This is a genomic window from Gammaproteobacteria bacterium CG11_big_fil_rev_8_21_14_0_20_46_22 (assembly GCA_002796245.1).
Lineage (GTDB): Bacteria > Pseudomonadota > Gammaproteobacteria > UBA12402 > UBA12402 > 1-14-0-20-46-22.
In genome coordinates this window covers 208932-220079 of record PCWT01000048.1, presented here as the reverse complement: position 1 = coordinate 220079, position 11148 = coordinate 208932, and the positions used below count along the sequence as shown (strand labels likewise).

The 11148-nt window shown below is 45.3% G+C and carries 12 protein-coding genes; 4 read left to right on the top strand and 8 right to left on the bottom strand.

The window, feature by feature from the left end:
- The first annotated feature begins 196 nt into the window (after nucleotides 1-196).
- Genes COV52_06475 through COV52_06460 form a run of 4 tightly spaced genes read left to right on the top strand, consistent with a single transcriptional unit; the run spans nucleotide 197 to nucleotide 4292 of the window.
- Nucleotides 197-1513 (top strand): hypothetical protein, encoded by a 1317-nt coding sequence (locus COV52_06475; GenBank protein ID PIR11144.1) that lies wholly within the window; start codon nucleotides 197-199, stop codon nucleotides 1511-1513.
- Between the two features lie 32 nt (nucleotides 1514-1545).
- Nucleotides 1546-2175, top strand: a complete 630-nt coding sequence (locus COV52_06470) for a thymidine kinase (GenBank protein ID PIR11143.1) — start codon at nucleotides 1546-1548, stop codon at nucleotides 2173-2175.
- A 43-nt stretch (nucleotides 2176-2218) separates the two neighbouring features.
- On the top strand, nucleotides 2219-3397 hold the full coding sequence (locus tag COV52_06465) for a hypothetical protein (GenBank protein PIR11142.1): 1179 nt from the start codon (nucleotides 2219-2221) through the stop codon (nucleotides 3395-3397).
- A 4-nt stretch (nucleotides 3398-3401) separates the two neighbouring features.
- Entirely contained in the window at nucleotides 3402-4292 is an 891-nt protein-coding gene (locus COV52_06460; protein ID PIR11141.1) for a hypothetical protein, read from the top strand.
- A gap of 7 nt (nucleotides 4293-4299) precedes the next feature.
- Here the strand turns inward: COV52_06460 and COV52_06455 are convergent, their stop codons facing one another.
- From COV52_06455 to COV52_06420, 8 genes are all read right to left on the bottom strand, one after another.
- Nucleotides 4300-5628 (bottom strand): hypothetical protein, encoded by a 1329-nt coding sequence (locus COV52_06455; GenBank protein ID PIR11140.1) that lies wholly within the window; start codon nucleotides 5626-5628, stop codon nucleotides 4300-4302.
- Nucleotides 5629-5734: 106 nt separating this feature from the next.
- Nucleotides 5735-6091: a Na+/H+ antiporter subunit G gene (locus COV52_06450; GenBank protein PIR11139.1), complete on the bottom strand. Its 357-nt coding sequence runs from the start codon at nucleotides 6089-6091 to the stop codon at nucleotides 5735-5737.
- The gene (locus COV52_06445; GenBank protein ID PIR11138.1) at nucleotides 6084-6368 is read right to left on the bottom strand and encodes a hypothetical protein; all 285 of its coding nucleotides are present in this window, start codon (nucleotides 6366-6368) and stop codon (nucleotides 6084-6086) included. Before COV52_06445 ends, COV52_06450 begins: the two co-directional genes overlap by 8 nt.
- Nucleotides 6365-6691: a hypothetical protein gene (locus COV52_06440; protein ID PIR11137.1), complete on the bottom strand. Its 327-nt coding sequence runs from the start codon at nucleotides 6689-6691 to the stop codon at nucleotides 6365-6367. The genes COV52_06445 and COV52_06440 overlap by 4 nt, the downstream gene beginning before the upstream one ends.
- The gene (locus tag COV52_06435) at nucleotides 6684-8153 is read right to left on the bottom strand and encodes a Na+/H+ antiporter subunit D (protein ID PIR11136.1); all 1470 of its coding nucleotides are present in this window, start codon (nucleotides 8151-8153) and stop codon (nucleotides 6684-6686) included. The genes COV52_06440 and COV52_06435 overlap by 8 nt, the downstream gene beginning before the upstream one ends.
- 1 nt (nucleotide 8154) lies before the next feature.
- A complete protein-coding gene (locus COV52_06430; GenBank protein PIR11135.1) occupies nucleotides 8155-8514 on the bottom strand; it encodes a cation:proton antiporter in 360 nt (119 codons plus the stop codon).
- Entirely contained in the window at nucleotides 8514-8954 is a 441-nt protein-coding gene (locus tag COV52_06425) for a Na(+)/H(+) antiporter subunit B (protein ID PIR11134.1), read from the bottom strand. Before COV52_06425 ends, COV52_06430 begins: the two co-directional genes overlap by 1 nt.
- Entirely contained in the window at nucleotides 8921-11140 is a 2220-nt protein-coding gene (locus COV52_06420) for a Na(+)/H(+) antiporter subunit A (GenBank protein PIR11133.1), read from the bottom strand. Before COV52_06420 ends, COV52_06425 begins: the two co-directional genes overlap by 34 nt.
- Between the last annotated feature and the right edge of the window lie 8 nt (nucleotides 11141-11148).

Here is an 11148-nt window from a genome sequence, read left to right as displayed (position 1 = left end):
CGCGCCAATGGACAGTGGAATGATTATTGGGAAGAAAGAAAAGCGGCATGAAAACCTACACTTTTAATCGCACCCTGGTCGAGGCAAGCGGCTCAACTTGTAAAAAGTGACAGATTTGTCATTTTCAGCTTGTAAAAAGTGATAGGTTTGTCAGTTTTTGCTTGTAAAAAATGACAAGCCGGGTAAAAATACACTCATGAAACGCCATTTTTTATCGCAGTTAGAACAATGGAAGGCCGAGAGATCACGCAAGCCATTGATTATTATGGGGGTTCGCCAATGCGGCAAGACCTACCTACTGAACGAGTTTGGACACAATCGTTTTAAGCGGAGCCACTACCTTAATTTTGAAGAAAATCCAGGACTAGAGGGTATTTTCGAGGCCGATTTGAGCCCCGAGCGCATCATCACCGAGCTTGAGTTCACCCTAGAAACCCCGATTGACCGGCAAAAGGATCTACTCATTTTTGACGAAATCCAAGCCTGCCCCAAAGCCATTACCTCACTAAAATATTTCTCGGAACAAATGCCCGAGCTCGCTCTCGCTTGCGCCGGCTCTTTACTTGGCCTTTCACTCACACCCGGATCGTTCCCCGTGGGCAAGGTCTCTTTACTGCATCTGCACCCCATGAGTTTTGCTGAGTTTTTATTAGCACTAGAAGAAGATCAACTGCTAAACGCTTGCGAGCTTGCAAAAATGAACCACACATTGCCTATCACCGCACACGAAAAACTATGGGAACGCTTTAAGTGGTACCTTATTACGGGCGGCCTACCCGAAGTTGTGCAATGCTTCGTTGACAACCGGCATTCTCTTTTTAACGCGTTTGAGCAGGCACGCAACAAGCAAGACACACTGATCAAAAGTTATTACGCCGATATCGCCAAACACGCCGGCGCGCAAAATGCTCTGCATATTCAGCGTGTTTTTGAATCCATCCCTCGGCAGCTGGCTCGAACACACAACTCACAAGCCCCGCGCTTTCAATTTAAAGATGTCATACCCGGTATACAACATGCCGAACGCTTACACGGCGCGATCGACTGGCTAAAGAAAGCAGGGCTAGTCTTACAAACGCCGATCATTCGACACATTGAAATGCCACTAAACGCACAAGCCAAAGAAAACCTATTCAAACTGTATGGTTTTGATGTGGGTATACTCAATGCAATGAATGACACCCCCGCTAAAAGCATTTTAGATTACGATTTCGGCTCATATAAAGGGTATATTGCCGAAAACTTCGTCGCGCAAATGCTTAACAAAAACAGTCACAAACTATTTTGTTGGCAACAAGATCGCGCTGAAATCGAATTCATCACGCTACTAAGCGACAGTATCACCCCAATCGAAGTCAAAGCGGGTCACGTCACCAAGGCCAAAAGCCTAGAGAAATTTCTGGCGCTTTATAGCCCGTCAAACAGCATCATATTAAGCGGCAACCCATTGAACATAGAGCCACAGAGCACACAAAAATTGCCTTTATACCTTAGTGAATGGCTACCCGTATGATAGACTTTCCAAAGCCTCAATAGGATACTCGCATGGCCAAGCTTTACTTCTACTACTCTGCGATGAACGCCGGCAAAAGCACCACCTTGCTGCAAGCCTCTTACAACTACAATGAGCGCGGTATGGAAACCCTCTTATACACGCCAAGCTTTGACGACCGCTTCAAGCAAGGACATATCCATTCACGCATAGGCCTGGCCGCTGATGCCGTCAGCTACGGTGCGGATTTTAATTTTTTAACCCATGCTAAAGAGGCGGTGGCTAATAACCCGAGAGTCACTTGCTTGATGATCGATGAGGCGCAATTTTTGTCTAAAGCGCAAGTTGAACAACTCGCCATGGTCACCTTAGAATGCAAACGTCCGGTGCTCGCCTATGGTTTGCGCACGGATTTTACCGGCGAGCCGTTTGAGGGCAGCAAATATTTACTGGCACTCGCCGAAGAGATCGCGGAAATTAAAACAATCTGCCACTGCGGCCGAAAAGCGACGATGAATATGCGCGTGGATGAATCCGGCCAAAAAGTGACGACAGGCGAGACGATTGAAATTGGCGGCAATGATCGCTATGTGTCAACCTGCCGTTTGCATTACATACAAGGTGATGCCGGCCCGCGGCTCAATACAGATGCACTAGAGCACCAAGCACACGCCGAGGCTTAATCCTGTCCCGGCAACGACGAACTAAAAAAAACGAGAAATACACATGACTGAAAAACATATCGTCAGGCTTGCCTTTTGGATGATGTTTATTCATATCCTCGATTTTGCGATTGTCATTCCACTGTCGCCTTACTTTATTGAAACATTACACGTGCACGTCTCACTCATTGGCACCGTTGCCGGCATTTATATGTATGCCGCCGGCTGCAGTAGCCTGCTATTTGCACGCTTGCTCACCCGTGTCTCTCGAAAAAAATTACTGATTCTGACACTGCTCGGGCTCGCCATCAGCACCGCTTTAACAGGGCTGGCTTGGGATGCCGATAGCCTAGTGATTGCACGCATCATCGCAGGACTCTTTGGCGGCGGCATGGCATCCATGGCTGGCACGCTCGTCACCGAAAGCGTGCCGCCGGAACGCCGCGGAAAAGCGATGGGGTTTATGATGTCATCCATTACGCTGGTAATGTGTCTAGGCACACCGATATCCATTTACTCAGCCTCACTGATTGGCTGGCGCGCTGTGTTTTTCACCGTCTGCGCAATGATTGCTTTGCTCTCAATCATCGTGAGCCAGCTCGCGATTCCAAAACTCAATACTCAAATTCAACATAGCCGCGTTAAAGACTTACTGAAAAAAAACATCAACTGGCTTGGTTTTGCCGCCGTTGGCCTATCGATGGGCACCAATTTTTTTCTAGTGCCCAACCTTGCGAACTATTACGTGCTTAATCGCGGGATCAGCTTGACCGAGCTGTCATTACTTTATTTTTTATCAGGCAGCCTGGCCATCGTTGGCACCTACCTAGCCGGCTTAGGCGCCGATCGCTATTCCATACCACGCTTAATGTTGTTTATCTCTGTGATGGTATTTATCTTTTTAATGCTTGGCATTTTTTACGAAAGCATACCTGTGCTGGTGTTTATGTGTGGCTTTATGTTTTTTGCCAGTGCGAGACGAACGATTGTCTCAGTACAGACAAGCCTAATTCCACAACACGAAGAAAAACCGGCCTTTATGAGCGCACAAAACGCCGTGCGAAATTTTACAGCGGCCACAGCCGCCACCGTTTCCGGTATCTTCTTGAGTCGCAACGCACAAGGCCAACTCACTGGCATTGATAATCTGGTGCTGATTTCGATAGGCTTTGGCGTGATTCTTTTAATATTAACCCTTCTAATCCAACTTGGGCTAAATAAACGAAAAGAAGAGGCGGCGTAACCACATGACAGACTACACCTTTACCAATACAGATAAGTGCCTAGAAGGCTACGGAAATAAAAACACCATCACTATCACAATAGAAAATAGCATTGTTAAAGATGTTAAATTCCTTGGTCGCCCCAGCATCCCTCCCAACCTTGCACGTGAGATCAATCAAAGACAACCCTTTCTCAGCAACAAAGGAATCAAAACAGAAGTGTGTCATCGGCTCAGCGTGGAAGTATTGAAACAAGAGGTTCGGAAAGAATTTGTTAATAAACCACCACGAAAACCAGATTTTAAATTTTTATATATGAAGTTTAAAACACCCGAAAGTGAAGAAGCTGCCTATACAGCTTATTTCGTTGCAGAAAGCCTTAGAAAAAAAATCACCGATTACAAAAATCTTTTTCTCGGAGAATCTGGTCACAATAACTTTGCGGGCAAACTCTGCCTTTTGCTGCTTCCAGCCGTAAGAAATGGGCGAGCAGCTTTCGAGAAAAAAATTAATCAGCATGGTACATACACTATTCCAGTGCGATCAACCGCCTATATGGACTACTCCTCTTTGATCGATGAATTATTCCAAAACGATCCGGCTCCACAGGCCTTAGTGTTTCACACATGGGATGAATTACTCGACTGGTTTTTCGCAGCAAATTATGACGAATCCGACGCGATGCTCTCGGTTAATAACCGAGAAATGGAAGCCCGACGCCTTTCACAAAAGCCCTGGGAGAAATACAAACCGGATGCGATTAAGCGCTTTAAAGCCGCATACGATTACCCCTGCTTTTTTCGCACAAGCCTTTCACCCGAAGCACAAGCTGCACTTACCGCGGGACTAGGCGAGAGCAACTTTAATGATGATGAGCCCAGTATACTCGGCAAGCGCACAGCATCAGATCGCTAAAACAGCGTTACTTAGAATAATGATCCACACGAATGCAACCGCGCACAAAACTACTGTTATTTGGAAACTCATCGCTAATGGTATTTTTAGGCGTAGCTTGTTTAAAACTAGGGTCTTCTTTTGGAATATCCTCACTGGGCTTCACATCGTGATACATCTCCGTATCACTATGAAAGAAGCTGAAAGCCGCCGCCTCGGCTGTTTTAGCAATCAGCGTATCGCTTAAATGAATATTTCCTGAGCGCATTTCCATCAAATACTTATCCATAATCATCTTCACTTCATAAAGATCGGAAATGGTACTGCTGTGCCCGCTACTTTTTGGTGAGAATGTGCCCGCAGTGGGGTAATGCAAAGAGTAATAAACCGGTCGAGCATTATCCTCAAAGGATAAACAATGCGGCTGCATTAAAATTGGCGCATAGTTTCTTAGATTATAAATATCCAGGTAGACCTGCTGCAAACTGGACACCGGCGCTGCCGAATCATCCAGGGCAGGTGCAAAACCTGGCATAAAACCTGCGGCCATAATAATGAGGTGTTGCACTGTATTAATAATATGGGCGCTGGATTTAATTTGTCGGTTTTTTTGAACAGAAGAAAACACGATATTCCAAACAAACTGGTTTCGCCAAAACTCACTACTAAACCATGCTTTTTTGAGAATATAGCGCTGAAACTCATGCCAAGCAGGGTCTTCAAGCTGCTTAAACCATTCCCCGGAAAAAAATAACACTCGCGAACGCCAAGGTTTTGGAAAGTCCGGGTGCGAGGCCATTTCTCGAAAAAGATACCAATGATCTAACATGCTACGAGGCTTATTGGTCGTCAGTGAAAATGCCCGCTTGAGTTTATTATTCGCATTCGCCTCAGAGACTTTCGGCAACATAAAAATAGAACGCGAACCCGAAGAAAGATTCCACAAAAACTCAGGGTACTGCGAGACTTGCGGCCCCAACACCTGCCAAATACCTGAAAAAGAACCGGGGCGAAGATAATCACACGCAGGAATCACGCGATCATCAAAATAGGTGTAGGCTTCTAAACAACTCTCGAGCACACACAGACAGGGGTTTGAGCCCAAGTTGTAACTCAAGTCTTCTGAGAGATGAGTCTCTATAGTGGGGTGGTTATAGGGAACAATATCACCCTTCGGGTTAGCCACTTGCAAAACGCCTTGCTTCACAACCTCAGCACCGTAGGGGTAAACACCCTCATAGAAGCACAAGTCATCACCTGGATTTAATGCATCAACAATATTGCTAAACTCAGGCGCCAGAGCTTGCATCTCTTCACGCACATCTTTCCAATATTTTTTCACCAGCGTGGCTTTCATGAGCATATCCTTATTCGTTATTGCTGCTATAGCTAAACTATAGACTATAAAAGGAAATTTACCTGAAAAATTCGGCTGTCTTTTTTTAGGGGCTAAGTAGTATGGCTTATTGTTCGTCTTCTAAAGGAGGTTTTTTAGCGGTGTAGTGCTCACGCATTTCATCAATCTGGGTCAATGGGCTCAACGGCACCTGGATAATGTAGGCTGCCCGCGCTAAAACATGCGCTGCAATCGGTCCCGTAATAAACAAAAAAATGATCGTAACTACAATTTCTAACCATATTCCCACGCTTTTTAGTGATAAAGCCGTACCTAACAACACAAGACTCACTCCCAACGTGCCCGCTTTTGTACTGGCATGCATGCGCAATAAAATGTCTGGCATGCGCGCCACGCCTATTGCTGCTAATAAACAAAATAAAGAACCCACAAAAATAATGATCGATGCGACAAGATTAATCATGATGTCTGCCCTTACTTAATTGCCATTCGATGAATTGAGAAAATGCAAGCGTGCCGACAAAAGCGAGCAAAGCCAGCACCAAGATCACATCCAAATAAATACCATTAGCAGTAATAAAGCAAAAGAGTGCGATTAAACACATAAGCAAGATAGAAAACAAATCAAATGCCATCACACGATCTGGCAAGCTAGGCCCTGTCATCAATCGCCATAGCGTTAATGCACATGCCAACAAGATTAAGCAAACAGAGGCTTGAATAAAAAATGCGCTTATCATACAAGCCTCCTGATACGCCGTTCTAATTTGCGTTTGATTGCATCGCGAAGTGTATCGGGATCATCAATATCAATGCTGTGAATGTAGAGCACTTTCTTATCGGGTGAAACATCTAAACTTAAGCTGCCCGGTGTCAAGGTAATCAAGTTCGCCAATAGGGTAATTTCAAGATCCGTGTCGCCAGGAATGGGTAGCGCAATGACGCCTGGGCGAATAGACAACTTAGGGCTTATAGTAATCTTGGCCACCTTGAACGCTGAAATAATCAGCTCATACAGAACATAGACACAGAAAAAAAGGCCATATACAGCACGCTTAATCATTCGCCCCTCCCAACAATTGGTGGATATACCCCTGCGGGTGCAAGAGTTGCCCTGCAATTTGCGCGCTAAAATGATAAAAAGGTGCGGGATCAAGCGACAAGATTAGCACCAGGGTAAAACACATAAGCACAGAGGCCCACATAGCCTGTGGGCTAATCAGTGAAGAGGCTTCAACGTACTTTACTTCGCGTAAAAATACATTGTTCCAAAGCCTGCACATCACATACAAGGTGACAAGCCCACTGCTTAAAAAAACCAAAGAAAGCCAAGCAAAGCCTGCAGAGATCGCGCCATTGATCAGCGCCAGCTTTGGCCAAAATCCTGAAAAAGGCGGCACACCTGATAACGCTAGAGCCGCAATAAAAAACAGTGCCGACAACCCTGGTCGAGTGCGAAACAAACTGATGCCTGTTTGTCGGTAACGTTTAATCAAGCCCGCCATCATAAAGAGCATCGCGATAAGCAATATATGTTGCATCATATAGTACACACTACCAGTGATAGCCCAACGGTTCATCAAGCTCAAGCCCATTAAGATAAACCCAATATGTGCAAGCAGCAAAAAAGCCAATACTTTTCTGTAACGTGTCTGCGCAATCGCACCCATAAGGCCTAAAATCAAACCCAACAATCCTAGAATCAAGAGAAGCTCATGCGACAAACTAAAACTGGAGGGAAACAATAATGTAAAACTACGCAGCAAGGCGTAAATACCTACCTTGCTTAACAAAGCAGCAAACAAGGCGGTCACACCATGACGCGCCGTATGGTAAGAAGCTGGCAACCAAAAATACAAAGGGAATACTGCCGCCTTCATACCAAAAGCAATCACAAAAAAAACGGATATCACGCGAATAAACCCCGGGTGCATATTGCTCGCGATTCGAACAGATAGGTCAGCCATATTTAGCGTGCCAGTTTGTGCATACAAAAAAGCAATCGCGGTTAAAAGAAACAATGTCGCCACTAAGTTCAACACCGCATATTTAATACCGGCTTCAAGTTGGAATTTCTCGCCGCGCAAAATCAGCAAAATAAATGAGCTGATGAGAATGACCTCAAACCAAACGTATAAATTAAACAAATCGGCCGTTAAAAAAACACCGGCCAAGCCCACCAATAAAACCTGGAACGCAGGGTAAAAGCCAGCATGGATATCAGCCTGGTCGATATCAGAAAAACTGTAAATAGCAATCAACAACCCCACAATGGCCGTAAGCAAAAGCATTAATGCACCAAGCTTATCCGCACATAAACTAATGCCATAGGGTGCACTCCAACCACCAATATTCAGACTTAAATAACCAAGGTGGCGAACGTTTAAAAAAAGAAGCAAAGAAAATATAAAGAAAACGAGTGTGCCGATAAGGTTAAACACTCGCTGATAAACCGGTTTAAACCAACAAAACAACAATACAATCGTGGAAATGATAGCCGTTAAAGTAGGAAGTACGAGCAACATATTAGTCACAATCCCCCACCTCACTTTCACGCAATTTATCCGCGTCCATCGTACCCAGATCTTGCCAACTGCGTGTCACCAAAACCAAAACAAAAGCGGCCAAGCCAAAACCGATCACAATGGCTGTTAATATTAAAGCTTGAGGTAGGGCATTGGCATACCAATCAAGTGGCTTTAGGTGAGGATTTTCAACAAAGACCGCCTGATTGCGTGAGAGACGACCCAAGGTAAAAATGATAATATTAATCGCGGTGCTCATTAAAATGATGCCAAACAATACACGAATGAGATTTCGATTGAGCAAAAGGTACACGCTAATAGCAACCAAAATACCACTTGCCCAAGCCAATAACACTTCCACTAATCGCTCTCCGGCTTAGATTCCAGCACAAATATCATCATCAATACGGCAGAAACAACGGTTAAAAACACCCCTATATCAAAAAGCATCGGGGTGCCAACCGAAAACCAAGATGCACCAAACCAAAGCCCGGTAAAAAAAGGCTGGCCTAAAAATAGCGGCGATACCGCTGCGACAACACTGATCGTAATGCCCGTGGCTAAGTAGTAAAACACTGGCCATCGGATCAAGCGTTGCGCTTTCTCAACGCCATTGGCCATGGTGTATAAGCCTAATGCTGCTGAAGCAATTAAACCAGCAATGAAACCACCGCCTGGATTATTATGACCGCGCCATAAAATAAATAATGCAAACAACAGCATTAATATCGTTAAGAACCCACTGGCTACGCGCAAAATCAAGGAGTTCATGATTTCTTTCTCACCAATAAGCGATACCATAAAATATAAACACCTAAGCCTGCCATCGCGACGACTAAGGTTTCACCCAAGGTATCAAACGCACGAAAATCAACCAAAATAACATTCACAACGTTTTGACCGTGCGCCAATGTTTTGGCATGCGCAATATAAAACTCGCTCAAGAAACGATTAAACGGCTGACTTAAACTGGCCAGCATCATTAGCGTCACAATCAAACCCATTGCCGCTGCAATCAAAGCGTTTCGCCAGCGATAAAAACGCGAAGTCAGCTGAGGCTTGGGCAATTTTTCCAAACGATACAAAGCAAGCACCGTGATAACGACCGTCAAAATGTCGACCAACAACTGTGTTAAAGCCACGTCAGGCGCAGAATAAAGAATAAAAATAAACGTAGTCAGCAAGCCCACAACGCCGAGCATCACCAGACTGACCATATACGGCGCGCTAACCACGGTCATAGCCGCTGCAGCAATCAAAGAAACCACTAAGATATCATCAAACCAAGGTGCACGCGGCATCCATTGTTTAATCGTAATGTCATTATTTGCGATGAACACCGCCCACAACAAAACAGCCACAAATAAGAAGACTAAAGCCAAGTACTCGCGCAAACGGCCGTGATGAAAAAATCGCGTAACCTGGAAAGACCAGGTATTTAAACGATCCAGTGTGTAATGATACACGCTTTCCACACCGATTCGCGGCATAAAATTCGGCAGGCTTCGGCCAAAGCGCGCATAAAGCGCATAAGCCACACAGCCCACTAACAGTGTAAAGCCACTCAAGTAAAGCGAAGGCGTTAGACCATGCCAAAGCGACAACTGTGAAATACTATCAACCGGCAATATTGCTCGCATCGCAGGGGCGATGAGATGCTTATTCAGTAGGTTTGGCTGAAGGCCGAATATGACACTGAGCAACGCCAGCAATAACGGCGGCCAAGCCAAGAAAAAACTGTCCTGGTGAATCAACGGTGTTTTCACTCGACGACTTAAAAAAGGTCGCACCACCAATAACAAAGCCAAGGCGACAAAAACCACATTACTCATCACAGCAACAGGCACTTCAAGCATAGACCAAGCCCCATTGAGCTTTACGGCATACACCAACTCTTTGACCACAAAACCCAACAGCGGCGGAAGACCTGCCAGTGATGCTGAAGCCAGTAGCACCGCAACAAATGTCAGCGGCATTGCTTTACACAGGCTGCCTAAATTTCTCACGTCGCGCTCACCTGTGGCGTGATCGATATTACCGGCACACAAAAATAATGCTGCTTTATACAATGCATGGGCACATAAAAATACTAGCGCAGCCTGCACGCTTTGTTCGCTACCATCGGCCAATAGCCACAAAACCAAGGCCAAGGCCATCACAGTTGAGTAGGCGAGAAAACGTTTTAAGTCATACTGCAAACAACATAAAATACCTGCAACGAATAGAGTAATCATCGCCACTATGGCTAAGGCATCGTGCCACAAAACCGTGCCACCCAAGAGCGGCAAACATCGCGCCGTTAAGTATAAGCCAAGCTTAACCATCGTCGCCGAATGCAGATACGCGCTCACCGGCGTTGGTGCTTCCATTGCATTGGGCAACCAAAAGTGAAACGGCCACTGCGCGGACTTTGTCATCACAGCCAACAAGAAAAAAATAAAAATCCAAGGGTAGTATGCGCTATGAATGATGTGTTGATGATCAGCAATCAGCGTTGTGATGGTAAAGGTACCCGTGACAGCATAAAGTAAAAAAGCCATGAGCAATAAAAAAAGGCCGCCAAACATCGTAACCAGCAAGCCTTGCAATGCAGCATTACGACTGCGCCGCTGATAGTAATGGTAACTGATCAGCAAAAATGAACTGATGCTTGTAGCCTCCCAGGCTGTGAACAAGACAATTAAATTGTTCGCCGCCACAGTGACCAGCATCGCCACCATAAATAAAGCCAAAAACAGAAGGTAACGATAATATAAGGCGCTGCTTTTTAAATACTGATGACTGTATAAAACAATCAATACGCCCATCGCGCTGATCAGTAAAATAAAGAGCTGACTCAAACCGTCAATATTAAAACTGAGATTAACGCCTAAAGCCGGCAACCAGGCGCAAGAAAAGGACAGCGGCCTAGAGGCAGGCAAATACCATACGGCCACGAAGACTAATAAAGCCAAACCGGCGAGACTGTAGCTTAAAAAACGCCTCATCCCTTTAC